This window comes from Alteromonas abrolhosensis (genome assembly GCF_001953635.1).
Taxonomy (GTDB): domain Bacteria; phylum Pseudomonadota; class Gammaproteobacteria; order Enterobacterales; family Alteromonadaceae; genus Alteromonas; species Alteromonas abrolhosensis.
Window position 1 is genome coordinate 144,721 of sequence record NZ_MEJH01000006.1, and the last position, 23,718, is coordinate 168,438.

A 23,718-nucleotide genomic window follows, 5' to 3' on the forward strand; every position below is an offset into this window, starting at 1 on the left:
ATTAATTATGTTACGCTTTCTCCAGCTTTGCGTAAGCAAGTACTAGCCATTTGCTGCCAAATTCGTCGAAGTTTACTTGAACTCGGCCATGCTCACCACTACCTTCGTAGTTAAGTACAATACCTTCACCGAATTTACGGTGTACAACCCGTTCACCCAAACTAAAGCCGGTCTCTTCAAAGCTCGCATGCGATGTCGCCTGACTAAAGCGATTGTGTACCGGACGCGATATTGTGGATTTTAGCCTTACTTCTTCCACGCAGTCTGCTGGCATTTCACGAATAAATCGTGAAGCAGTATGATACTTATCTTGTCCATATAATCGACGACTTTCTGCATAAGTGATATACAACTTTTGCATAGCTCTTGTCATTCCAACATAGCAAAGTCTTCGTTCTTCTTCCATTCGACCCGGTTCGTCGTTGGTCAATTGGCTTGGGAACATCCCTTCTTCCACGCCAGCTAAGAATACCAACGGAAATTCGAGGCCTTTAGCGGTGTGAATAGTCATCATCTGTACCGCGTCTTGATCTTTATCTGCTTGAGTTTCACCTGCTTCCAATGAAGCATGAGCTAGAAATGCTGCTAAAGGCGACATCTCTTCAGCTTCTTCAGGTACGATAAAGGTTTTACATGCAGTAACCAGTTCTTCTAAGTTTTCTAGTCGCGCTTGCGCTTTTTCACCACGCTCTGCTTGGTACATGGCGTACAGACCAGATTGGCGAATAGCTTTGTCGGCTTGTTGGTCAAGAGGCTCATCTAGTGTGGCTTGCTCTAGCTCTGTAATAAGCAATACAAAACTTTGCATGGCGTTTAAGGCTCGGCCCTTAAAGCCTCCCTCGTTAATAAGCAACTGGCACGCCTGCCACATTGAACAGTTGTGCATTCGCGCGGTGTCGCGCACTTGCGAAAGGGTTTTTTCACCAATACCGCGACTTGGGGTGTTTACTACGCGTTCAAAAGCCGCGTCATCGTGCGGGTGGCTTACCATGCGCATATAGCCAAGTGCGTCTTTAATTTCTTGGCGTTCGAAAAAGCGCAGACCACCGTAAATGCGATAGGCTAACCCTTCGTGTAGTAAAGCTTCTTCCAGCACACGTGACTGGGCGTTGTTTCTGTAAAGAATGGCGGTATCGCTAAGGGCGTTGCCCTGATTAAGCCAATCTTTGATTTTCGAAACAATAAAGCGCGCTTCATCTAGTTCGTTAAAACCCGCATAGACAGAAATCAGCTCGCCTTGTGCGTCTTCCGTCCAAAGCTCTTTCCCTAAACGGCCAGTATTGTTGTCGATAACCGTATTCGCTGCCTTAAGAATGTTTCCGGTAGAACGGTAATTCTGCTCAAGGCGAATAGTGGTAGGCTCGTTGAAGTCTTTCAGGAAGTGCTGAATATTATCTACATTAGCGCCACGCCAGCCGTAAATAGATTGGTCGTCATCACCAACAATCATAATATTGTTATTGCCGCCACTGCACAGCATACGAAGCCAAGCATATTGGATATTGTTGGTATCTTGGAATTCGTCAACCAATACTGCACGGAAACGACGTTGATAATGCGCTAATACTTCTGGGTTTTTAGCCCATAATTCATGGGCGCGTAGCAACAGCTCAGCAAAATCCACCAGGCCTGAACGGTCACACGCGTCTTGATAAGCAGCATAGACTTCGCGCATGGTCTTTTGGATATGATCGCCATGGGTTTCAATATGCTGAGGGCGCAAGCCTTCGTCCTTATTGCCATTTATGTACCACTGTATTTGACGAGGCGCCCAATGCTTTTCGTCCAGGTTCATGGCTTTAAGAATGCGGCGAATGAGTCGGTACTGATCGTCCGAATCGATTATCTGAAAATTCTCAGGCAAATTTGCTTCTGCGTGGTGTGCACGTAACAGGCGATGTGCAAGCCCGTGGAAGGTACCAATCCACATATTGTGCAAGCTGCGACCCATCAACGACTCTATACGACCGCGCATTTCTTTGGCTGCTTTATTGGTAAAGGTCACTGCCAAAATAGAAAAAGGGGCGATGTTTTCGACTTCCATTAACCACGCAATGCGATGCACTAATACGCGGGTTTTACCACTGCCCGCGCCAGCCAATACTAGGGCGTTAGATAGTGGGGCTGCTACTGCTTCACGCTGTTTGTCGTTTAGCTCGTCTAGCAGTCGAGATACATCCATAGTGTGGTACCTGTTAGTTGATAGTGTTATACATTCAGCAGCGCGCTATTATGCCACCTGACTGTTAATTTATACAGTCCAGTTTTCCCGTTGAATACAAACCCTCGTACTTTTTAACCTGCGTCTAGATACTAGGTTTTAAGTATTTCTTACTGAAAGAAACGAGCGCTTTCTTCGGTCTACTAGTAGCGGCGAAAGCACTTAACGCGACGGTAGGAAGAATCAAACGTACGGTTATTAGCTATAACGAATTAATTCGATAAATTGATCGAATTATGCGCTTGGTCGGTATCACATCGGTATTGCATCACGTCGAACTCAGGTACACTTTCTACCAGATTTTTTGGTTAGCATTGCAGTGCTTGCCAAGCAACTGGTTAGTCCGCTTACTCAGTTTTCTAACAGTACACAGCATTTTTATATAACGGGACATGCTCATGACCGCACTATCTACGCCCATCGATTTTTGGTCGACGCTAAAACAAGAAGCGCAAGTTGTTGCTGAAAAAGAGCCTTTGTTGTCTAGCTATGTGCATGCCAGTGTTCTTGCACACCACAATTTTGAATCATCGCTAAGTTTTATTCTTTCCAACAAAATGGCAGACGACGTTATGCCTGCGCTCGCTATTCGCGAAGTGTTTGATGAAGCTTATTTACTTGAGCCAGGCATCAGTGAAGCGGCCATTGCCGATATTTTAGCGATAAGATCGCGAGATGCGGCGGTTAATGATTACCTTACTCCTTTACTCCACTTTAAAGGTTTTCATGCTGTGCAAGTGCACCGTATGGCCCATTACCTATGGGTTCATGGGCGTCATCAGCTTGCTTTATTCTTGCAAAGCCGTAACTCGGCAAGCTTTGGTGTAGATATTCATCCTGCTGCGCGCATTGGCAAAGGCGTCATGTTTGACCATGCGACCGGTATTGTTGTGGGTGAAACCGCTGTTGTTGAAGACAATGTGTCTATTTTGCAGAGTGTTACGTTAGGTGGTACCGGTAACGAGTCGGGCGACCGTCACCCTAAAATTCGCCAAGGCGTATTAATTGGTGCTGGCGCCAAGATCCTTGGAAATATAGAGATAGGTGAAGGCTCAAAAGTAGGCGCAGGTAGCGTTGTACTTAATAGCGTTCCAGCTCATGTTACAGTGGTGGGTGTTCCAGCTAAAGTGGTTGGGAGACCGGTTTGTCAAAGCCCATGTGAATCCATGCGCCAAAACGTACTAGAAGACAACTCCCACGTATAAAATTGGGGTCAGAGTACATTTCTGCCTTAAATCTGGGGTCAGAGTACATTTCCACTTCAAGCTTTGTTAGCAATAGCGATAAATGTACTCTGACCCCATTATTTGAGGGTTATTGTGTTACCGCCTTTTTCTTTTGAGGTGTAGAGTGCGCGGTCGGCGCGTTGGATAAGCGTCTCAAGTGTATCGTTTTGCTGCATGAGAGTGACACCAAAGCTAGACGATAACGACACTCCAGATATGGTGATCGCGTTTATACCCTCACGCACTCTGTCCACTAGATGAAGCGCGTTGCTTTCGCTGATATTGGGTAATAGCAGTACAAATTCGTCGCCTCCGAAACGGGCAAAAACATCGGCTTTACGCACAACACTCTTAGTAACTTGGCTTAACTGCCGCAAAGCATTGTCACCGTCAACATGCCCTAACTCATCGTTTATACGTTTAAATTTGTCTAAATCGAAGATAACGAAATAAAGGGGGCTGCCAGATTCACGACTTTGCGCCATCTCTAGGGCACTACGCTGCGCAAGATATTCTCGTGTATAGGCTCGGGTAAGGGTATCTACAAAAACGCGGTCTTTTAACAAAGCGTTGTCTGCTTGTAGCTGAGGAATGGCTATGCCAAACAAGGCATTGGCAGCGATGACGTTAAGTGCAAACTGGTACACTTTAGCGTACTCCATTAATGCAAAAAGATGCACCAGCAACACAATGCATACGCTGCTTATAGCAAGGCTAATAATATTGCGTTTCGTACTTTCAGTGCACGCTATCCACATATGGGTAATAGCAAGAAAGAAGATGGCAAATGCACTATCACGAGACTGGGTAAGTTTTGCCAGCAACATAACGAAAACAATAAGAGCTAAATTAATCGCCACTTTTTTAAAGTAGCCACGTAAGTTGGACGTAGAGTAGTTAGAAAACGCCAGAAGATTTATTTTAGAAGTGGCACATATCTTCACTAAAAACCCCGCGAAAAGGGGCGCAAGTACCACGACTCCCGCCATATCTCCTATCCAAAACGGTAGCATGGCCTGTTTTACATCCGCTGCTGGCATTTGATTGGTTAGAACAAGAGAGCCAATGACGAGCTGCGTTGCGACTAGTGATGTGAGGCAGCCTATGATCAAGAACGACACAATAAATTGAGGTGTAGTAACGTCGGGTTTTCTCAATAAGTGGCCTAGTGCACTAGCCCCCGCGTAGTATGGCAATAGATGAGCAATGCTAAATAATAGCCCACCCCAGATGAGTTCACTAATAGTGAGCGGTAGAGAGTAATGTTGGCCATTCCATACTGTAATCAATACAGCGGCGACAATTATGGGAAATACTGCACGCCAGCCAAGTACCAAGCAGCACGCCAACGTGTAGCCAGAAGCCGGAAACCAAACACTGGCGTGTTCGGTATATTCGACAATGCGTCCAATTTGCCACACTGCAAGCCACGAAAGGATGATAAAGACATCACATTGTAGCCCCGATAATGGTTTAAATGGCAAAAATGAGCGACTAATCTCGGCACGTTCGTTTGCGTTCGAGATTGACTTATCTACCGTGGACGCCTGTTGCGACCTTGACTTCGAGGCAGTTGGTTTTTCCATAAGGACACAAAGACTACGACATCAGTTTTCAGTGTATAACGAGTGAGCACTGAAATCCATATACCTTACGGCTGTGCCCTATAGGCCTTAAAATCTACTTTGCCTAGACACCCCAGAAGCGTCATTTGATATATCAGGAAAGGTTGAAAACCTTATACAAATTGGGTGAGTTCTTCCAACGTATGAAGTTGCACATGGGGCAGTACCGATACGGGTTCCAGAGCCAATTCCATAGGGCGGTTACATGCAAACCACGCTGATTGATAGCCCGCGTTTACGGCACCTAATACATCTTTAATGATGTTATCACCAACATGCAGGATGTGCGCAGGCTCGGCCTTTAAAAGCAATGCTGCTTCATTAAACATGTTAACGGCGGGCTTCATAGGGCGCTCTACGCTAGCGTGTAGAATGTTTTGAAAGTAGCTGTCTAGCCCCACTTTTTGCGTATTTACATTGCCATTTGTAATACCAACAAGTGGTATACGCTGGCTCAGCTTATCAAGGGTGTTGTGTACATTGTCGGCTAGCGTAAAGTCACTTCTGGCGTCATAGAAGCAGTTGAAACAATCGTCCACAGCAGAGCGTAATGCCAAGTCTGCAGCGGGTGCTAGCGATAGTTGGTTTGCCGGCGCACCTGATAAAGCCGCAGTAAGCACCACACGACGAAGTTGTCCCATGTCAGACGCTAGGCGAGTGTCTTTGGCAATAGCGGCACGTTTAAGCTGTAGCCAGTCGTGTGCAGATAATTTAGCGGCGTCGCGATGATGTTCTGCAATATAAGCCTGAAGTGCTTGTTCCGCCCGTCGAATAATAGGATCGTTATTGTATAGGGTGTCATCAAGGTCGAAGGTCATAGCCTCGACTTTATTGATAGACCTGAAAAACTGCATGGTAAAACCTTTTATCGGGGTTATTTTTTGTGTGCGCGAGGGTGCGCCGCATCATACACTTTGGCGAGATGCTGAAAGTCCAGGTGAGTATAAACTTGTGTCGTTGACAAGTTAGCATGGCCTAACAATTCTTGAACCGCACGTAAATCACCACTGGACTCTAATACGTGCGTAGCAAAGGAATGGCGCAGTTTGTGAGGGCTTACTTTTTGTGAAAGCGACTGTTCTTTTGCCATTTTATCGAGGCGATTTGCAACCTGCCTGTTAGATATGCGGGTTTTGCGCTTACTTACAAATACCGCACTTTCATACGGTGACGCATAGGCTGGACGCACTTTTAACCATGCGTTTAGTGCTTTTTGTGCGTGTCGACCTAAAGGCAGTATTCGCTGTTTACTGCCTTTACCCATGACTTTTACTGTGCCGTCCTTTAAACAGTCTGCCAGGTTAAGCCCAGTCAGTTCGCTTAATCGAAGACCGCAGCCGTACATTAGCTCAAACATGGCGATATCACGTAACTGCATGCCTTCATCATCGTCACTGCTTTGAGGTGTGGCATTAAGTAGCTGCTGCATTTCGTCCACGCTCAACTGTTTTGGCAAAGGCTTACCTTGTTTTGGGGCTTGAATACCTTCAACGGGGTTACTGAACAGCTGCTGGTGGTCAATCAGGTATTGGCAGAAAGTTCTAAGTGCAGACAGCCGTAATGCAATACTGCGCGGACTGTGTCCCGACATTTTGGCATCGCCCATGACCCGCTTTATATCGCTAGGCGTAAGCCCTGACCACTCGTAAAGGCCAAGTAATTTTGCAACTTCGGTAAGCTGGCGCTGGTAGTTTTTGATGGTGTGAAGAGATAGCCCACGCTCCACTTGAAGGTGAAGCAGAAACTTATCTAGCCATTGCTGGCAGGGTTCGCTTATCAAGGCGTCCGTAGACACTACACCTAATATCCCATCATTTCAGGCAAGATGATATTGAGTACTTGCTGAAGCTGTTGAAGCAAGAGAGTATCCATATCTGGCGTGAAGTGGCTGGCGTCGCTGCTGCTAATGCCCAAAATCCCGAGTTCACGGTTGTCACCAAGCAGCATTAGCGCTACGGATTCTGCAGGGCTTTCGCCGAAAAGAAGCTGACGTTCGTGCTGAGATAAACGGCCAAAGAAAAAGTTAGTATTCTTAAAGCGCTTTTCCGTGAACAAGCGTCGCTGCAGCTCTGGAATAGCATGCGGGCCTTTAAAGCTCTTAATAACCGCTGACGACAGCTGCAATCGCTCTTGCAGCACATCTTCTAACGTGAACTGTACTTCAGCAACACTTTCACAGCGTAAAAGCTGCACGTTTAAATCGGTGTAAACGCGATAAATCTTCTCATTTTGCTTAGCAATGGTAACGAGTTGATTAAGTTTGAAATTTAGCTGGCGAACCTTCTTTCTAAGCTGATCACTCTGGATTTCTACAAGCGATACACTGCCTTTGTGTTCGTGGGGGAGCTTAATTTTTTCAAGAAGGTCGGCGTGCTCGGCAAAGAACTCAGGGTTTTGTAACAAGAACGCGCGCACATCAGCACTCGACAATTCCGTCGTGTCGTTAAATGGCTCAATCAATTGCGTAGCGTTAGACTGCCCTGATAATTCGCTCATAGATTTATATGTCCGTCATATACGTGTTCGGCAGGCCCTGTCATTTTTAACACGTTATCTGGGCCAGGCCAGCGTATACGTAAAGTGCCTCCGGGTAAGTCTACCCGCACGTCTTTTCCTAATTTACCCTGAATTTGGCCAATTGCAACTGCGGCACAAGCACCGCTACCACATGCCAATGTCTCACCCGAGCCACGCTCAAATACGCGAAGTTTTATGTGTGACTCATTGATAATTTGCATAAAACCTACGTTTACACCCTCAGGGAATCGCTCGTGTTTCTCAACAAGCGGACCAATTTCAGCTACGTTAGCAGTATCAACATCGTCCACTTCCATTACGCAGTGTGGGTTACCCATCGATGCTGACCCAATAAATAAAGTGCTTTCGCCGACACGCAAAATATAGGTATTTTCTTGCTTATTGGCTTTAAGGGGAATGTTCGCTGGTTCAAACTCAGGTTTACCCATGTTTACGGTAACCTGACCATCTTTCTCAAGATAAAGCACCATTTTTCCAGCCTTGGTGCTTACAACAATTTTGTTGCGGTTAATGAGGCCTTTCTGCTTAACAAAACGTGCAAAGCAGCGCGCGCCATTGCCACATTGTTCCACTTCCGAACCATCAGCATTGAAGATACGGTAGTGAAAATCTTGCTCGGGATCGTAAGGCGGTTCCACCATCAACAGCTGGTCGAAGCCAATGCCGAAGTTTCGGTTAGCCAGTTGCTGAATTTTTTCTTTAGAGAAAAAGACGTTTTGAGTAACGTTATCAATAACCATGAAGTCGTTACCCAAACCATGCATTTTAGAAAATTGAACCTGCATTAAACGCGCATCTATCTTGTTAGTTTGTCTCTAGTTTACGGAAGTTTATACTCACCTTGCCAGAGATCTTTTTGTTTTTCTCGCTCGCGAACAACAATTGCTTTGTCGCCGTCTACCATAATTTCAGCAGGACGACAGCGGCTATTGTAATTCGACGCCATAACGAAACCATAGGCACCAGCGCTGCGAACCGCAAGTAAGTCAGTGGGTTCAATAGCTAATTCGCGATCTTTACCTATAAAGTCGCCAGTCTCGCAAACCGGCCCTACAACATCATAAATACGTGGTGTTGCCGTAGCTTCCTCTTTTACAGGAATTATTTTTTGCCAGGCTGAGTAAAGCGCAGGACGCAACAAATCGTTCATGGCAGCGTCGACAATCGCGAAGCTCTTTTCTTCACCTTCTTTGATGAATTCAACTTCGGTCACCAAAATACCTGCGTTGGCTGCAATGGCGCGACCAGGCTCAAGAATTAGCTTCAGGTTTTCACGACCTACCATCTTTTCAGCCATAGCTTGTGCATAGGCTTTAGGGTGAGGTGGCTGCTCGTTATTATAAGTAACGCCAAGACCACCGCCCACATCTAAATGCTCAATGATAATGTTGCGCTCGGCTAATTCATCAATAAGCAGAAGCAGGCGCTCAAGCGCATCTACAAATGGGCCAATTTCTGTGAGCTGTGAGCCGATATGACAGTCCATACCAACTACATTTAAATGAGGTAGCGATGCGGCTAATTCATAGGTGGCCAATGCACGTTCACGGGCAATACCGAATTTGTTCGCCTTCAAACCCGTAGAAATATAAGGGTGAGTTTTGGCATCTACATCCGGGTTTATGCGCAGTGAAATAGGGGCTTTTACGCCCATTTCGCCCGCAACCTGATTAATGCGGTGAAGTTCAGGCTCTGATTCTACATTGAAACACATAATGCCTTGTTCTAAGGCGAAACGGATTTCGTCGTGCTTTTTACCCACGCCTGAAAATACAACCTTACTTGTATCGCCACCGGCTTCGATTACGCGAGCTAATTCGCCTGCTGAAACAATGTCAAAGCCTGAGCCAAGTTTAGCAAGAACGCTTAATACACCAATGTTTGAATTCGCTTTTACCGCATAACAAACAAGATGAGGATGCTCACCAATAGCATCATTAAACGCGTGCCAGTGACGCTCTAATGTAGCGCGTGAATAAATATAAACCGGCGTGCCATGCTGGGCTGCAATATCAGAAACAGCCACTTGTTCAGCATGCAGCTGACCTTGGCTGTAGGCGAAATAATCCACTAGTTCAGCTCTCCAGAAGTAGTTGCGGGTGAAGTGTTATTGGTGGCAGAGTCAGCGCCGGTTTCTGCATTTTCAGAAGACGCTGGTTCAGCAGACGTGTTTTGTGCAGGCGCCTCAGGAATGTAGAGCGCCCCTTTGTAACCACAGCCACATAATGCTGTGAGTGTTAGCAAGAAAACAACTGACTTTTTAAGCACGAAAAATCCCGCGAAGAATACGACAAATGCCGCTATCATCGCATTGCGGTGTTAAATTGCAAGAGCCAATAATCGTTCTTGTGTTTTATCGCCGTATCGAACGTTTTTCCACAGGGTATCACATAGGGTTTGGGTGTCGGAAAAGTCTTTATTTTTAAGCCAATCTATAAGGATATTTGGATTGTCTGGAAATGAAATAGCTTCGTTATCAGGGGCTTCAAGCCACTCCTCAACTGTGTCAGTGTCGAGTTGAAACAGGGTTTGACACAAGTCGAGTTGGTTTAGCGTGAGCGCATTCGATAACTGTTCAAATTGGCCATGCAGAGGCTTAATCAGTAGCTTCTTACCTAACTGTAGCGCTTCACTTGAAAGTTCAAACCCGCCGTTTGCTATTACGCCGCTGGCATGCTGCAACGCTTTTTGAAAGTGCTTTTTAGAGGTTGGGTGCCATTGAATATGTCCAGCTTCCGTGGCTTCAGCAATGTTGGGATGAAAACACTTAAATACCTGGTCGCTGAGCGGCTCAAGCATTTGTTGAATGTCTTCGATATCTTCAAAAGGCAAATAAACCAAAACATGGCTGTTGCTTGAAGACAATTCCGGTTTTTCTGCAACAAATGGCGGAATGATAGGTTGATTGAAGTGATACCAATGCACACCTAATTTAAGCTCGGTAGGTGCGAAAATTTTCATTAGTAGCGTATCGAAAATAGTAGCGCCACTTTTAGGTACATCGTAGGCAAACGCGGCTTGGTGACTAATAGATATAGAGGGCAGGCCTTGTTGTTTGGCAGCCCATGCAGTAATAGGCTCAAAGTCATTAACAAGCAAATCGTAATTGCGGGTATCAAACGCTTTCACGTCTTTTATAAACTGGCTCACGTTTGCGTTTTTAACAGTTTCCCATTTATCAATTCGTCCCCCTTTTGTCATAAAACTCAGGCCGGTAAAGGTTCGGTAATCTCCGAATATTTCCATGTCGAAATACTTTTCAGGCGGGCGACCTGTAAATATGAAGTCAACGCTGACGTCGTCACGCTCAGCAAGCGCTGCCGCCATTATTCTAGCTCGGGCGATATGGCCGTTGCCGGTGCCTTGCACACCATACAATAATCTCATGCTACCCCAGAATAGAAATACTCAATGTTGCTATAGTAACGCCTAGAAGCGTGCCAGCGATCACGTCTGATGGATAATGTACGCCCAACAGCACACGTGAAAGACCAATTAAAGCGGCCCAACTATAAGCTAATACCGCGAAAGAAGGATAATAATGGGCCACGATGCTCGCCATTAATGTAGCTGCCGCAGTGTGGCCAGAAGGAAGTGAAAATTTATCTGAAGGTGTGACATGTGCTGTTAAATTCATTAGAAAATCGCAAGGGCGAGGGCGCTTGAACATTTTCTTAAGCATCACATATATGGGTAATTCCAACGCATAAGCCATCAGCGCTGTGTAGAGGAAAAGCTCGCCGTGCTCGGGTTCAAATGCCCAAAGCAGTGCACCGATAACCAGGTATAAGTATCCGTCGCCAGTTTTCGATAGCCAAATAATGCTACGGCAGTCTCTTTTTTGCGTCAGTTTGTACAGGCGATAAAACAAGTCAGTATCGTATTTGGTCAAGGATTTCATCAACATCGCCTTGTCCCCTATCGGTTAATTACTGCACAGGCTAAAGTTCATCTGTGACCAGTGGGTGACGAAAAAAAGAAACTTTTTTGACAGCGTGTGTCGTTTTTTCGTTTGCCTTGGCAGACAGATATTGGGAATGGCTGTAAAAGATAAAAACTAAGCAAAATATGTGCTCATGTGAGATAGGTGAGGGCAAAGTCTGTTGGGTCTAGAAAAAGTAAAAAATTCGACGAAAGGCGTGAAATCAAACGTTTGCATTACCACATTTAATGCTATGCTAGATTTAGAAGCGTAAACAGCGCTTTATTTTTCACTTAATTTTAGTCTTCTCAATTTTAGTAAGGCAGAACGATGGAATACAACACATCTGAATTATGCGATTTATTTGCTGATAGCGTAGACGTGGTAGATCCAATTTTCGCGAGCTTTGGTGGCCGGTATTCTTTCGGTGGTGAAATAACCACGATTAAATGCTTTGAAGACAGAGGTCTAGTAGACCGCGTACTTGCGCAACCTGGCGCAGGGAAAGTTCTGCTTATTGATGGCGGTGGTTCTAGCCGTCGTGCACTGTTTGATGCATCCTCTGCTCAAATTGCAATCGATAACGATTGGGAAGGGGTTGTGATTTACGGCAGCGTGCGAGAAGTTGATAGCCTTGCCGAATTAGATATCGGTGTGTTGGCGGTAGCTGCCATTCCAGTAAATGCTGAGTGTGAAAGTATTGGTGAGGTAGACGTGCCGGTTAATTTTGGTGGCGTTACGTTTTTACCAGAAGATCATCTATACGCCGATAGCACAGGCGTTATTCTTTCACCTGAGCCGTTAGATTTAGACTAAATCATCGGCAAGCAGACGCTAACAGCTTTGAAAACAAAGAAATAAAAAACGGAGGCTTTGTGCCTCCGTTTGTATTTCTATTTGCGTTTAAAACGATTCAAGTGCGCTCAGCGTTGACACACCGGGTGTGAAGCTACTTGTTTGCTTCATCAAACACTTGGTTTAGATACAAGGCAATGCGAATTCCCGCCATCTGCAAACGCTTTTTAGCAGTAGGCAGGTGGTTGTATAAGTAGTCATAGCTCATGTTGTTTGCGTCATCAGGATAAATGGTATCGCGAATAGCGGTGCTTTCTTCAATCCACACCATAGGGTCAGTGGTTGCCCAACTGCGAATATCTTTAGCAGTAATGGCTTGCGTTAACCAAGACGTCCACTCTGAATAAGACAGATCGCGCTGATCTAGCATTTGCGAGTCCCACACGCGGTGTAGGTTAGAGTCTTGCCAGAAGAAGCGCACCTTTACATCATTACCGCCACGATCAGTACCATTTCCGGCATGAAGTGGTTGATGGAGATCGCCAATAATATGCACAATAAACTGAAGTGCCAGGCGCTTTTCATCAATGGTGGCCGTGTCGCTTTTCAAGGTTTCAGTAAACTGCTTTAACGCGGTAACCGCATCACCTTGTTTGGGGGCACCCACTTCTTCATAGGTTGTACCCGCAGGCACAGACACATAGTGCCAAGGACTAGCTGTTTTCTGCCAAAAATCGCTGGGGTCAGAACGCATTTCGTCAGCATGGGTCGAGGCTTCAGCTAATGAACCATGAGGTAGTAATTCCATAAGCGCCGCCTGAGAAAGTGGGCTTAGATACTGCTCGGCAATAGCGCCAGTCACTCGGTGGCCGGTTTGTCCCCAGCCGAAAGCGGGTGATGAAATGCACAATGTAAATAGCGTGCTCAGCGCAACTGCGCAAATCCTGTTTGCAAACGCGAACATGGTTAATCCTCAGAATGTTTGGAAGACTGGTAGCCCCATCTTGCGACAAGAGACTGCTCAATACCTAGGTGATCTAGTATGCGCGCCACCACAAAATCTACCAGGTCATCGATAGTTTTTGGGTTGTGATAAAAGCCTGGCGCTGCGGGCATAATGGTAGCACCCATTTGCGAAAGCTTGAGCATATTTTCTAAATGAATAGAAGAAAGTGGCATTTCACGAGGCACCAAAATAAGTTGTCCACGCTCTTTTAGAACAACATCAGCTGCACGCTCAATAAGGTTGTCGCTAGCGCCAATACTTATAGCCGATAGGGTGCCTGTTGAACACGGGCAAACCACCATTTTCGCAGGGGCTGCTGAGCCAGATGCTACCGGTGAAAACCATTCTTCTTTACCAAATACTTTGATTTGGTCAGGCTTTGCATTGCAATGCTCGGTAAAAAACGCGGCTGCGTCTTCGGGGCGCCCGGGTATCTTCACATTCTCTTCGGTGGCAAACACCACTTTGGCAGCGGAAGAGATTAAGACATACACCTGGTAATCGGCGTTAACTAGCGATTTCAATAGTGTAAGTGCATAAGGCGCGCCAGATGCGCCTGTGATAGCAAGTGTGACTTGCTTGTCATGTTTCATTGTATAGCCTCTGTAGATGACAAGCATCGCGCTTGTCTATCGGGTAACACTTCATATTATTCTGTCTTTTTTACAGTTTGGACTTCATTTTCAGAGCGTCGAGTATTCGGCCATGAATGCCTTCGAAACCGCCGTTACTCATTACAAGAATATGATCGCCCGGTTGTGCTACGTTGCAAATGCCTTGAACGATCTTCTCTACATCTCTGAAGCAGTGCGTAGGCGCATTGCTGTGCGCTACCGAATCGACTAACGACCAGTCCATGCCTTCAGGTTCATAAAGGTAAACCTCATCGGCTTTCTGCCACGAATTTGCCAGCGTATCTTTGTGCACGCCCATTTTCATCGTGTTAGAGCGCGGCTCTAGCACAGTCAGAATACGGGCATTACCCACTTTCTTGCGCAGTCCATCTAGTGTAGTCGCAATTGCGGTAGGGTGGTGTGCAAAGTCGTCATAAAGGGTGATGTTGTTTACTTCACCTTTTACTTCCATACGGCGCTTAACATTCTTAAAAAATGATAAAGCCTCTATGGCATCAGGTAAGGTAACACCGGCGTGATGGGCTGCAGCTATGGCCATTAAGGCGTTATCTACATTGTGTTGACCCAAAAGCGACCATGTTACAGTTCCGGCAATAACGCCGTTATGTAATACATTGAATTCACTGCCGTCTTTCTTTAATAGTTCGGCGTGCCACTCCTTACCTAGCGACTGGCGAGAAGACCAGCAACCTTTCTTGAGCATATCCTCAATGGCTGGAGTACCGTTTGGTGTAAGAATAAGCCCGTTTTCCGGCACCATGCGAACCAAATGGTGAAATTGGGTTTGAATAGCCCCAAGGTCAGCAAAAATATCCGCATGGTCAAACTCAAGGTTGTTAATAACCAAAGTTTTAGGGCGATAGTGTACGAACTTAGAACGTTTATCGAAAAATGCGCTGTCGTATTCGTCAGCTTCAATGACGAAAAAGGGGCTTTCACCCACGCGAGCCGATACGCCAAAGTTCTCCGGAACGCCGCCAATCAAATAACCAGGATTAAGACCAGCGTGTTCTAAAATCCACGCGACCATACTGCTGGTGGTTGTTTTACCGTGGGTACCTGATAACCCAATTACCCAACGATCTTTTAGTAAGTTATCAAGCAACCATTGTGGGCCACTGGTATAAGGAAGATTTCTATTTAACACGTATTCGACGGCGGGGTTACCGCGCGACATAGCGTTACCAATCACCACCATGTCTGGTACTGGGTCAAACTGACTTTCGCAATAACCTTCGGTCAACTCAATGCCTAATGCTTCAAGCTGGGTGCTCATAGGGGGATAAACGTTTTTATCAGACCCTGTTACTTTGTGGCCAAGTGATTTGGCAATGGCAGCTATGCCACCCATAAAACTTCCACAAATGCCTAAAATATGTACATGCATAGCGCATTCTCAATGAATTATCATGTTATTGGGGTACTGTATCAGAACCCTGTGGCCTATAGATAATTCAATTTTAATCATTCAATAAATGCGCTAAGCCGTTGTAATACGCGAAACCCCGAAGAATCCAGTATGGGCAAACTGGTATGGTGTGTGTATGACATTTTACGGGCGTGTTCCACTTACCCAAGAACACGGTTACAATCTAACCACAGGTTTAAAACCTGTGTGTGCTTCAGACAAACGCCGGTAAGGAAAGCTGAGCGACTGCAAGCGCAACACCCTACACACGAAAAAAAGGCTTACATTCAATGAAACGTTTAAATTCCCAATTGCAACAAGACGGTGCACCGCTTGAGTTAATCTTACTCATTCGTACACTGCTAGCGGGCTGTAAAGAAATTTCTTTCCGCGTGAGTCAAGGCGCACTTGCTGGCGTGCTCGGTTCAACCCTTTCAGAAAACGTACAGGGCGAAACACAGAAAAAGCTCGACGTTATCTCTAACCACATTTTAAAAGACACGCTAAGGGAATCTGGCTACGTTAAAGCCATTTCGTCTGAAGAAGAAGACGACGTAGTTCCATGCAATCCGGAAGGTAAGTACTTAGTGAGCTTCGACCCACTTGATGGCTCGTCAAACACTGAAATTAACAGTTTAATCGGTACTATATTCTCAATTGCTCATGCGCCTCAGTGGATGGAGCCAGACGATCCGTCAGCTTTCTTGCAGCCTGGTACACAGATGGTTGCAGCGGGATATGTACTATATGGCCCGTCTACAATGCTAGCGTTGACGACAGGTCGCGGCACGCATATTTATACTCTTGATAAAACCCACGGTGGTTTCCTGCTTACCCACCCGAATATTCAAGTGCCAGAGCAAACGTCAGAGTTCTCGATTAACGCGTCGAATCAACGTCACTGGGAACCGGCAATGCAGGCATACATTGCCGATCTTCTTGCAGGTAAAGATGGTCCTCGAGGCAAAAACTTTAACATGCGCTGGGTAGCGGCAATGGTGGGTGATATTCATCGTTTGCTTTGTCGTGGTGGTATCTTCATGTACCCATTCGACAACAGAGACCCGTCAAAGCCAGGTAAATTGCGTTTGCTTTACGAAGCCAACCCAATGGCGTTTCTGATGGAACAGGCTGGTGGTAAAGCGGAAACGGGCACGGGCCGAATTCTAGAGGTGATGCCTGAAGAAATTCACCAACGTGTACCGTGCATTATCGGTTCTAAAGACGAAGTTGATATGTGCTTAAGCTACAACGACAACGCGAAATAGCGAAAAAATGGCCCTGATGGGCCATTTGGTTTTTAAAAAGCAGCAAAATTTAACGAAAAATAAAGAGATTAGTACGACATGGGTCGTAAAGCGTTTTTATTTTGCTGCTCTCACCGTATACTTAACCCAAAATTTCTTATACATCATTGAAAGGACCAAAGAATGAGCTTGAGTGCTATTTCTGCTGGTAAAAATGTACCAGACGAAGTGAATGTGATCATCGAAATTCCAGCACACGCTGACCCGGTGAAGTACGAAGTAGACAAAGACACAGGTGCACTATTTGTTGACCGTTTCATGGCAACTTGCATGCACTACCCAACTAACTACGGTTACGTTAACAACACATTGTCAGAAGACGGTGACCCAGTTGACGTTCTAGTAATGACACCGTTCCCACTACTTGCGGGTTCTGTAATTAAGTGTCGTCCAGTTGGCGTACTAAACATGACTGACGAGTCTGGTAAAGATGCAAAAGTACTAGCGGTACCTGTAGACAAGCTTTCTACTATTTACCGTGACGTTAAAGAAATTGCAGACGTACCTCCGCTTCTTCTTAAGCAAATTGAGCATTTCTTCGAGCATTATAAAGATCTAGAAGAAGGCAAGTGGGTGAAGATTGACGGTTGGGCAGACGCTGCCGCTGCAAAAGAAGAAATTACCGCAAGCATCGCGCGTTTCGAAGCAGAATAATTCACGCTGCTTAAAATTGATGATACAAAGGGCTGGTGTAATACCAGCCCTTTTTGTATGTGGTCTAAAAGTGAAGATGGATAACTAAAACTAGGCACCACAACAGAAAGCTTAACAGATACCTGAAAGAGACCAGTATGTACAACCTGAAACAAACCGTAACCTCATTATTTGCTGTACTAATGATGGTTGTGTCCTTCAACTCTTTGGCAGATGAGACTCCCATTGAAGTATACTGGGAGGACCTAGTGCCTGAAGGCTTTAACGAACTCGCGCCGCCTGCTGTTCAGCACAATGGTGAGATGAGTCAGCTTCAGCCTGACGCGCCGATTGTCGATACCTTTGATGGTAAACGGGTGAAAATCCCGGGTTTTGTTGTGCCGCTAGAAGGTACGGCAGAGCTAACCACCGAGTTTTTACTTGTTCCATATTTCGGAGCCTGTATTCACGTGCCACCGCCGCCGTCTAATCAGATAGTGTACGTAAAATTTGAAGAAGGTGTGCGCATAGATAATATTTACGACGCGATTTGGGTAACCGGCGAACTATCGACTGACGGTTGGAAAGGCGATATTGCGTCTGTTGGTTACCGATTAAAGGGTGAGGTGGTTGAGGGGTTCTAAATAAAGAATATTCCGACTACCTCCAGCTTCACAGGCTTCTTGGCGCAGAGACTTCACATAATCAATGCGCTAACGTTATGAAGAGCTAAACGTTTTAAAAAAGGACATCAGGTGTTTACAGGATTATCAGCGTTTCCCATTACTCCATTCAAACAAGAAGCTATTGATTTCAAAGCACTTCAAGGGCTTGTTGAGAATTTAGCTTCGGCGAACGTAGATTCAATTTGCGCGATAGGCTCTACTGGGCTGTATCCTTATCTAACGCGAGAGCAAAAGTACGACGTAGCCAAGCTCGCCGTCGACCACGCAAATGGTATTCCTGTTATGGCAGGCGTTGGGGCGCTGCGTACTTATGACGTGCTAAAAAACGTTGAAGCTGTGCAGCAAGCAGGTGTTAATGCTGTGTTGTTGGCACCAGTATCCTATCAAGTGCTTAATGAAGAAGAAGTGTACGGCCTATATGAGGCAGTGAGTCACGAGGTATCTGTGCCTATCTGCGTTTACGAAAATCCTCGTGTGACTAATTTTACCTTCAGCGATGATTTGTATCGCCGCATAGGCAAATTACCGAATATCGGGGCGATTAAAATACCCGGTACTCCGTTTGCCAAAAGCTCAATGGATAATAGTTCGAGCAAGGATATCCCACCCTCTGAAGCAAGCAGTAGCGAAGGCGCTCGTCGATTAGCATCATTACGAGAGATAATGCCTGCACACATTGCTATAGGCGTGAGTGGTGATAGTTTTGGCGCAGCAGGAATGAGTGAAGGTTGTGACCTATGGCTCTCTGTTATAGGGGGAATATTCCCGCGAACCGTAATGCGTATTATCGAGGCCGCTCAGTCTGGTGATGCACAGGCTCAGTCGCAAGAGTTAAACGAAATATGGTGCATGTTTGCGCGCAATGGCGGTGGTTTGCGTGTGGTTGCTGCCGCGGCAGAAATTTTGGGCTATTGTGAAACGCCTAGCTTGCCTGCACCCTTCTTACCGATCGACAAGAAAGAGTACAGCGAACTGGAACGTATTATCGCGCAGTTGTCGTTAAGCTAGCCCTGCGTATATATCTGCTCAGCGCGGTTAAACAGAAGCCAAGACGTTAAAATGTACTTGTCGTTACTTTTTGGAATTTGGCCGCGGTGTGTGTGAGTAAAATAGGCAGGCGCAATCACCATTCTACCTGCTTTGGGCTTAACCGCGCGGTTTTGATAATAAAATTCCGTCTCGCCGCCTTCTTCCACATCATTTAAGTAGTACATAAACAGCAACACGCGGTGCAGCGCATCGTTATGTTGAAGTTGTGGATAGACTTCTGAATGCCAGTATGGGTAGCCACCATTACCCGCGGTGTAGCGCTGTGCATTTACATCGCCAATCCGAAACAGGTAATTCACCAAATTAGCCAAATTGGGTTTACCCACTTCATCAAAATTTTCACCTGTTACTTTCACCGGTTCGCCAGTTTTGGGATGGCGTACGGTTAAGCCAATAGGCCCAACAAGCGCAAAATAGTACTTTTCAATGTAGGAGACCAGCTGCTGCCCAGTGTGCTGCATCACTTGCTGAAATAAGTCTTTAAATTCCGGGTTGCGGCTTATCGACACATCCATGCTGCGCTTTTTATCTAAGTCGACGCCGCCGCCAGTACGGCCTTGAGACAAATTAGGGCTGCTTTCAAAGCGCTCCATGAGTTGTTTGCACAGCTCAGGTGGTAACACATCATCAATAACATCAATTAAATCGCTCATGGAGACCTCGTACTGCGCTCTGTTACTTAGTTGGTATTTCTTTGAAGTGTGACTGTAGTTCTGATTTCACTTCATCCGGTATAGGCGCAGAGCGCTGTGTTTTATAGTCAAAATGTACCATGGTGGTCACGCCGGTTGAGCAAAGCTTGTCGTCTTGCCATACCTCTTGAAATATATCGAATGCACTGTTGCCTAAACGGCTAACGAAGGTTTTTACCGTTACCGGTTTGCCGTAAAAAATTTGAGCTAAAAAATCGACCTTATAACTGGCTAAAATTAACGGCCAGTTATTTAAGTCTAGTTCAGGGGTGAACATTCTGAAAATAGGCTCTCTGGCTGCTTCAAACCACGTAACTAACGCCGTATTGCTAACATGTTGTAAGGCATCGGTTTCACAAAAGCGCACGTCAAATGATGTAACTAATGGTGCTGAATGGCTCATACTTCTTAGTAGGGTTCGTTGTTTATTTGGTTTTCACTCTAGCATTATGACGCGGGTATTTCAGTCATTTATCAAAGACCATGTAATTCAGTTGGAAAACATTTTTAACACCTAACCAAAAAAGGCGAGTTCAAAAACAAGTTGATTTATGAAAATATTTGCGCAAATATTTGCGTAATTGGTTTTATGTAATGAATCGAAAAGGTATTTACCATGATCAGAAGCCCTCAGTTTGGCGCGATACTGTTGCGTGCTAGCGAGCTTATTGCAACTCAAGGCCAAGAGGTATTTGAAGCGCTTAATATTAGTCTGCCTGCAAATCGTATTTCTCTGGTACTGGCGATCCATACTCAAGGGCCTCTTTCGTCAACTGAGCTGGCAAGCCACATCGGTCTTTCACGTCAACTTATTGAAAGTCGATTGAAGCAAAGTGTTGCAGACGGCTTTTTTGTTTCAGTGCCCGATGAACGAGACTCGCGAAAGCGTGTGTACGATATTGCGCCTAAAGCAAAGGCCGAGGCAGAGCAGATAGTGACGATAATGCAAGAATTTGAAGACGTATATGATGCGCTCTGGGAAGAAATAGAGGTAAATCTTGAAGCATCACTTAAAACGATGGAACAGGCGCTAAAAAAACAATCACTTCTTACGCGCTTAACTGAACAATTTCCCCATCACTCCAATTCATAATTAGGAATATTATGATTTATCGAATTATTATATTGCTGTCATTACTCCTTCCGCTAAGCAGCTGCGCACAAAGCCAGGGTTTCAATACGAAAGAAAGCTGGCAAGCCTTTGTTCAAACTGTTGAAGACAACTACGCCTACTTAGATACGGCGCCTACCGACTGGGAAGTTTTAAAAGCGTATTATCAACCCCTTGCATTGAGCGCCACAACGCAAGAGGAATTTATCGATGTATTGCAGGTGGTGAAGCAGTTTTTTATCGACCCGCATTTTAACGTATCACCGCTTAATGAGGCAGACTACAGCGTCACGCCAACGGGTTCTGATATTTGGGTGGAAAAGCAGGGTGATGACTTTGTTATAACACGTATTAAAGCGGGCAGTGCTGCTGCCAATAGCCAGTTAGCCTTAGGTGACTTGATTGTGGGTATTGACGGCGAGTCTACTGAAGTCGCAATACATCGCGTTTTTGGAAACACATCGCTACCGATTACTGACGCACACAAAACGTGGGCGGTTAACGTGGCTTTAGGTGGGCGTCGCAATCAAGAAAGACACATTGAAGTGGCGTCTGATTTTGATGATGCCAAACGCGTGCAATTAGCAGCTAGCTACGATGCTATTAATCTATTTCGAACAAAAGCCCCTCTGATAGTTAAGCAGAAAGAGGGAATAGGGTACATCCGCTTTAATAATAATCTAGGTAATTTTGAAACCGTTCGTGCGTTCAAAGAAGCTCTTGAGTCACTTGAATCAACACAAGGGTTAGTGATTGATCTGCGTAATACGCCGAGCGGGGGAAACACTGGCGTAGCTGAGCCTATCTTGGGGCACTTTGTAAATGCCAAAACGGCATATCAAGGTTACAGAATTCAAAATGCGGGTAAACCCTACCAAGAAGCAGAGCTACACTTGGCCTATGTTACTCCTTCATTACCTTATTACAGTAAGCCAGTAGTGGTGCTCGTTGGGCATTGGACCGGCAGTATGGGAGAAGGTATGGCTATTGGCTTTGATGCCATTGGTGCAAAGGCGGTAATCGGCACACCCATGGCTGATTTGCTTGGCGGGATAAATCAATTTCAACTACCTGATTCGACCATAACTTTAGAGCTGGGTTTTGAACGTCTTTACCATGTGAACGGCTCATATCGAGAGGACTTTGTGCCCCAGGCGGTATCTTGGGACGGGCATACAGCCAGTGACTCAGAGTTAAATGCTGCAATAGCTCTGTTAAAAGCAATATAGCTCAATTACATACAAAGCTAGAAAGCACTTTCGTATTTACTTACAATCCGCTTCTAACTTTTTGAGCGAACATACTATGACTGCGATTGGGATTGACTACGGTACATCAAATTCTGAGGTTGTGTATTTTGATGGAACGGCCCATCAGCACATCAAACTTGACCCGTTAGATAAGAAGGGCAATAAAATCCGTTCTTCGGTGTTCATCTATTTTGAAGATGAACTGCCGCCGCCTCCTGATGCCATGGTTGAAGCGAAAGTGGCGCAGTTACAGCGCGTTATCAATGAGCAAATAGATAAGGCGAAGGACGGCTATTATTCGGCAAAAGATCCAAAAGAACAGGCGATGTATAGCGACCGTATCGACTCGCTGCGCGGTGATTTGCACAACAAGCCTGCATTACAGCGTAAAGCGATTGCGCAATTGATGCATGCCATGTCGCTAGACGAAATTCCTTTGCTGCGCTTAGTAGAGCACGGTAAGTTTGCGTTTGGTGAAGAGGGGTTTAGGCGCTTTCTTAAAATGCCTGATAAAGGCCGACTAATTTATTCACCTAAGAACTTTCTAGGCGCGTCGCTAGACGGCGACCAAAAACAAGCGTTCATCGGTATTATTGCTAAGCAGTTGGCGTATTTTAAACAGTGCGCAGAGCAGCAGCTAGGCAAGGCTGTTAATAATGCGGTAATTGGCCGTCCAGTTAAGTTTCACGGTACCCGCGGTGAAGAAGGGAACGCGCAAGCCATTCAAATTATGACTGAAGCGGCGACGAAAGCCGGGTTTACAGGGGTTAATTTCCTAGATGAACCCATAGCAGCGGCGTATAAAATTGAGCAAACCCTACCAAGGGATACCACTACGCTGATTGTCGATATTGGTGGGGGGACCACGGATATTTGCTGTATTAAGCTTTCCCCAGAGCGTTCAAATCAGCTTGATCGCAAAGAGGATGTTCTGTCGGTAACAGGCAGACGATTAGGCGGTATGGATTGCGATAAAAGCTTGGTGCTTAAGGCTATTGCCCCAGAAATGGGAATGGGCCTTAAGATGATTAACGGGCTTCCTGTTCCTCCCACGTACTTCTCTGACATGTGTGCGGTTGATAACATTCCTGCTCTTACTCGCTTTTTCTCTGACGATTACGGGTTAGATATTTCTCAAACCATGTCTGTGATTAAAGAGCCAGCCCAACTAGAACGCTTGCTTATTGTTCAGGAGAACAAGTTGTCTGCCCGTGTGGTGAACTCGGCTCGATTAGCCAAGGAACTACTGTCGAGTAAGCAGAACATTACCTTGCCGCTGCACTATATCGAAGATGATTTTGACGTGGAGATTTCGCAAGACTCGCTCAAAAAGGCATTAAAACCTTGGCTTGATAAAGTGAAAGCGCTAGTGGTGGAATGCTTGGAAAACAGCAGTGAAAAGCCAGAAGTGGTGATGATCACAGGTGGTATGAGTTTATCGCCAATCGTCGTTGATGCGCTGTATGAAAACCTGCTTACCGGTTTACCGCGATTAGAGAATGACGCCTTCAACTCGGTGTGCGAAGGATTAGCTATTCAAGCGGCGAAACACGCGTAATATCTTATTATAAATAAACACTAAGCCTTAGCGTAGTAGCGTTTACTGCGCTAAG

Annotated in this window: 24 protein-coding genes; 9 read left to right on the top strand and 15 right to left on the bottom strand. The window is 45.7% G+C overall.

Annotated features, from left to right (window positions below):
- Positions 1–10: 10 nt before the first annotated feature.
- The gene (gene uvrD, locus BGK61_RS10960; RefSeq protein WP_076011952.1) at positions 11–2,182 is read right to left on the bottom strand and encodes a DNA helicase II; all 2,172 of its coding nucleotides are present in this window, start codon (positions 2,180–2,182) and stop codon (positions 11–13) included.
- Between the two features lie 437 nt (positions 2,183–2,619).
- Here uvrD and cysE point away from each other — a divergent pair, with 437 nt between their 5' ends.
- Positions 2,620–3,426, top strand: a complete 807-nt coding sequence (gene cysE / locus BGK61_RS10965; RefSeq protein ID WP_076011951.1) for a serine O-acetyltransferase — start codon at positions 2,620–2,622, stop codon at positions 3,424–3,426.
- Between the two features lie 98 nt (positions 3,427–3,524).
- On the opposite strand, the gene BGK61_RS10970 is transcribed toward cysE, so the two are convergent.
- From BGK61_RS10970 to BGK61_RS11010, 9 genes are all read right to left on the bottom strand, one after another.
- The gene (locus BGK61_RS10970) at positions 3,525–5,033 is read right to left on the bottom strand and encodes a sensor domain-containing diguanylate cyclase (RefSeq protein WP_076011950.1); all 1,509 of its coding nucleotides are present in this window, start codon (positions 5,031–5,033) and stop codon (positions 3,525–3,527) included.
- A gap of 152 nt (positions 5,034–5,185) precedes the next feature.
- Positions 5,186–5,926, bottom strand: coding sequence for an HAD-IA family hydrolase (locus BGK61_RS10975; RefSeq protein ID WP_076011949.1), 741 nt, complete (start codon positions 5,924–5,926; stop codon positions 5,186–5,188).
- 20 nt (positions 5,927–5,946) lie between these two features.
- Positions 5,947–6,867 carry a tyrosine recombinase XerC gene (xerC, locus tag BGK61_RS10980; RefSeq protein ID WP_076011948.1) on the bottom strand — a complete coding sequence of 307 codons (921 nt, stop codon included), beginning with the start codon at positions 6,865–6,867 and terminating at the stop codon, positions 5,947–5,949.
- Positions 6,868–6,872: 5 nt separating this feature from the next.
- Positions 6,873–7,568: a DUF484 family protein gene (locus BGK61_RS10985; protein ID WP_014996905.1), complete on the bottom strand. Its 696-nt coding sequence runs from the start codon at positions 7,566–7,568 to the stop codon at positions 6,873–6,875.
- The gene (gene dapF, locus BGK61_RS10990; RefSeq protein ID WP_014996906.1) at positions 7,565–8,395 is read right to left on the bottom strand and encodes a diaminopimelate epimerase; all 831 of its coding nucleotides are present in this window, start codon (positions 8,393–8,395) and stop codon (positions 7,565–7,567) included. Before dapF ends, BGK61_RS10985 begins: the two co-directional genes overlap by 4 nt.
- Positions 8,396–8,430: 35 nt before the next feature.
- The gene (gene lysA, locus BGK61_RS10995; protein ID WP_014996907.1) at positions 8,431–9,681 is read right to left on the bottom strand and encodes a diaminopimelate decarboxylase; all 1,251 of its coding nucleotides are present in this window, start codon (positions 9,679–9,681) and stop codon (positions 8,431–8,433) included.
- Complete coding sequence (gene lptM / locus BGK61_RS11000) at positions 9,681–9,917, bottom strand: LPS translocon maturation chaperone LptM (RefSeq protein WP_014996908.1); 237 nt, start codon at positions 9,915–9,917, stop codon at positions 9,681–9,683. Before lptM ends, lysA begins: the two co-directional genes overlap by 1 nt.
- Before the next feature lie 12 nt (positions 9,918–9,929).
- A complete protein-coding gene (locus tag BGK61_RS11005; RefSeq protein ID WP_076011947.1) occupies positions 9,930–10,997 on the bottom strand; it encodes an MJ1255/VC2487 family glycosyltransferase in 1,068 nt (355 codons plus the stop codon).
- Position 10,998: 1 nt separating this feature from the next.
- On the bottom strand, positions 10,999–11,511 hold the full coding sequence (locus BGK61_RS11010; protein ID WP_076011946.1) for a phosphatase PAP2 family protein: 513 nt from the start codon (positions 11,509–11,511) through the stop codon (positions 10,999–11,001).
- Positions 11,512–11,862: 351 nt separating this feature from the next.
- Between BGK61_RS11010 and rraA the strand changes: the two genes are divergently transcribed.
- Positions 11,863–12,348 carry a ribonuclease E activity regulator RraA gene (gene rraA, locus BGK61_RS11015; RefSeq protein WP_039220963.1) on the top strand — a complete coding sequence of 162 codons (486 nt, stop codon included), beginning with the start codon at positions 11,863–11,865 and terminating at the stop codon, positions 12,346–12,348.
- A gap of 133 nt (positions 12,349–12,481) precedes the next feature.
- On the opposite strand, the gene BGK61_RS11020 is transcribed toward rraA, so the two are convergent.
- The 3 genes from BGK61_RS11020 to mpl form a co-directional block, all read right to left on the bottom strand.
- Positions 12,482–13,291 carry a S1/P1 nuclease gene (locus BGK61_RS11020; protein WP_076011945.1) on the bottom strand — a complete coding sequence of 270 codons (810 nt, stop codon included), beginning with the start codon at positions 13,289–13,291 and terminating at the stop codon, positions 12,482–12,484.
- A 2-nt stretch (positions 13,292–13,293) separates the two neighbouring features.
- Positions 13,294–13,926, bottom strand: a complete 633-nt coding sequence (locus BGK61_RS11025) for a flavin prenyltransferase UbiX (protein WP_014975357.1) — start codon at positions 13,924–13,926, stop codon at positions 13,294–13,296.
- A gap of 70 nt (positions 13,927–13,996) precedes the next feature.
- Entirely contained in the window at positions 13,997–15,355 is a 1,359-nt protein-coding gene (gene mpl / locus BGK61_RS11030) for a UDP-N-acetylmuramate:L-alanyl-gamma-D-glutamyl-meso-diaminopimelate ligase (protein ID WP_076011944.1), read from the bottom strand.
- A gap of 311 nt (positions 15,356–15,666) precedes the next feature.
- On the opposite strand from mpl, the gene BGK61_RS11035 reads away from it, so the two are divergent.
- From BGK61_RS11035 to BGK61_RS11050, 4 genes are all read left to right on the top strand, one after another.
- Positions 15,667–16,644: a class 1 fructose-bisphosphatase gene (locus tag BGK61_RS11035; protein WP_014996915.1), complete on the top strand. Its 978-nt coding sequence runs from the start codon at positions 15,667–15,669 to the stop codon at positions 16,642–16,644.
- A 162-nt stretch (positions 16,645–16,806) separates the two neighbouring features.
- A complete protein-coding gene (gene ppa / locus BGK61_RS11040; RefSeq protein ID WP_014947861.1) occupies positions 16,807–17,337 on the top strand; it encodes an inorganic diphosphatase in 531 nt (176 codons plus the stop codon).
- Positions 17,338–17,474: 137 nt separating this feature from the next.
- The gene (locus BGK61_RS11045; RefSeq protein WP_076011943.1) at positions 17,475–17,960 is read left to right on the top strand and encodes a DUF3299 domain-containing protein; all 486 of its coding nucleotides are present in this window, start codon (positions 17,475–17,477) and stop codon (positions 17,958–17,960) included.
- A gap of 111 nt (positions 17,961–18,071) precedes the next feature.
- Entirely contained in the window at positions 18,072–19,010 is a 939-nt protein-coding gene (locus BGK61_RS11050) for a dihydrodipicolinate synthase family protein (RefSeq protein WP_076011942.1), read from the top strand.
- Here the strand turns inward: BGK61_RS11050 and BGK61_RS11055 are convergent.
- Both BGK61_RS11055 and BGK61_RS11060 read right to left on the bottom strand, forming a co-directional pair.
- On the bottom strand, positions 19,007–19,705 hold the full coding sequence (locus BGK61_RS11055; RefSeq protein WP_076011941.1) for a 2OG-Fe(II) oxygenase: 699 nt from the start codon (positions 19,703–19,705) through the stop codon (positions 19,007–19,009). The genes BGK61_RS11050 and BGK61_RS11055 overlap by 4 nt on opposite strands.
- Before the next feature lie 22 nt (positions 19,706–19,727).
- A complete protein-coding gene (locus tag BGK61_RS11060; RefSeq protein WP_014996919.1) occupies positions 19,728–20,147 on the bottom strand; it encodes an acyl-CoA thioesterase in 420 nt (139 codons plus the stop codon).
- A gap of 213 nt (positions 20,148–20,360) precedes the next feature.
- Between BGK61_RS11060 and BGK61_RS11065 the strand changes: the two genes are divergently transcribed.
- From BGK61_RS11065 to BGK61_RS11075, 3 genes are all read left to right on the top strand, one after another.
- Entirely contained in the window at positions 20,361–20,837 is a 477-nt protein-coding gene (locus tag BGK61_RS11065) for a MarR family winged helix-turn-helix transcriptional regulator (RefSeq protein WP_076011940.1), read from the top strand.
- A gap of 11 nt (positions 20,838–20,848) precedes the next feature.
- Positions 20,849–22,084: a S41 family peptidase gene (locus BGK61_RS11070; protein ID WP_076011939.1), complete on the top strand. Its 1,236-nt coding sequence runs from the start codon at positions 20,849–20,851 to the stop codon at positions 22,082–22,084.
- Positions 22,085–22,160: 76 nt separating this feature from the next.
- Positions 22,161–23,663 carry an Hsp70 family protein gene (locus BGK61_RS11075; protein ID WP_076011938.1) on the top strand — a complete coding sequence of 501 codons (1,503 nt, stop codon included), beginning with the start codon at positions 22,161–22,163 and terminating at the stop codon, positions 23,661–23,663.
- Positions 23,664–23,718: the final 55 nt, after the last annotated feature.

Excerpts from the sequence above, each read along its gene's own strand:
- BGK61_RS11005 (WP_076011947.1), bottom strand. The coding sequence starts at position 10,997 with ATGAGATTATTGTATGGTGTGCAAGGCACCGGCAACGGCCATATCGCC.
- BGK61_RS11070 (WP_076011939.1), top strand. The coding sequence starts at position 20,849 with ATGATTTATCGAATTATTATATTGCTGTCATTACTCCTTCCGCTAAGC.
- BGK61_RS11020 (WP_076011945.1), bottom strand. The coding sequence starts at position 13,291 with ATGTTCGCGTTTGCAAACAGGATTTGCGCAGTTGCGCTGAGCACGCTA.
- BGK61_RS11055 (WP_076011941.1), bottom strand. The coding sequence starts at position 19,705 with ATGAGCGATTTAATTGATGTTATTGATGATGTGTTACCACCTGAGCTG.
- BGK61_RS11075 (WP_076011938.1), top strand. The coding sequence starts at position 22,161 with ATGACTGCGATTGGGATTGACTACGGTACATCAAATTCTGAGGTTGTG.
- mpl (WP_076011944.1), bottom strand. The coding sequence starts at position 15,355 with ATGCATGTACATATTTTAGGCATTTGTGGAAGTTTTATGGGTGGCATA.
- lptM (WP_014996908.1), bottom strand. The coding sequence starts at position 9,917 with ATGATAGCGGCATTTGTCGTATTCTTCGCGGGATTTTTCGTGCTTAAA.
- BGK61_RS11035 (WP_014996915.1), top strand. The coding sequence starts at position 15,667 with ATGAAACGTTTAAATTCCCAATTGCAACAAGACGGTGCACCGCTTGAG.
- rraA (WP_039220963.1), top strand. The coding sequence starts at position 11,863 with ATGGAATACAACACATCTGAATTATGCGATTTATTTGCTGATAGCGTA.
- BGK61_RS11010 (WP_076011946.1), bottom strand. The coding sequence starts at position 11,511 with ATGAAATCCTTGACCAAATACGATACTGACTTGTTTTATCGCCTGTAC.
- cysE (WP_076011951.1), top strand. The coding sequence starts at position 2,620 with ATGACCGCACTATCTACGCCCATCGATTTTTGGTCGACGCTAAAACAA.
- BGK61_RS11045 (WP_076011943.1), top strand. The coding sequence starts at position 17,475 with ATGTACAACCTGAAACAAACCGTAACCTCATTATTTGCTGTACTAATG.
- BGK61_RS11065 (WP_076011940.1), top strand. The coding sequence starts at position 20,361 with ATGATCAGAAGCCCTCAGTTTGGCGCGATACTGTTGCGTGCTAGCGAG.
- BGK61_RS11025 (WP_014975357.1), bottom strand. The coding sequence starts at position 13,926 with ATGAAACATGACAAGCAAGTCACACTTGCTATCACAGGCGCATCTGGC.
- ppa (WP_014947861.1), top strand. The coding sequence starts at position 16,807 with ATGAGCTTGAGTGCTATTTCTGCTGGTAAAAATGTACCAGACGAAGTG.
- dapF (WP_014996906.1), bottom strand. The coding sequence starts at position 8,395 with ATGCAGGTTCAATTTTCTAAAATGCATGGTTTGGGTAACGACTTCATG.
- BGK61_RS11060 (WP_014996919.1), bottom strand. The coding sequence starts at position 20,147 with ATGAGCCATTCAGCACCATTAGTTACATCATTTGACGTGCGCTTTTGT.
- BGK61_RS10970 (WP_076011950.1), bottom strand. The coding sequence starts at position 5,033 with ATGGAAAAACCAACTGCCTCGAAGTCAAGGTCGCAACAGGCGTCCACG.
- BGK61_RS10985 (WP_014996905.1), bottom strand. The coding sequence starts at position 7,568 with ATGAGCGAATTATCAGGGCAGTCTAACGCTACGCAATTGATTGAGCCA.
- uvrD (WP_076011952.1), bottom strand. The coding sequence starts at position 2,182 with ATGGATGTATCTCGACTGCTAGACGAGCTAAACGACAAACAGCGTGAA.
- BGK61_RS10975 (WP_076011949.1), bottom strand. The coding sequence starts at position 5,926 with ATGCAGTTTTTCAGGTCTATCAATAAAGTCGAGGCTATGACCTTCGAC.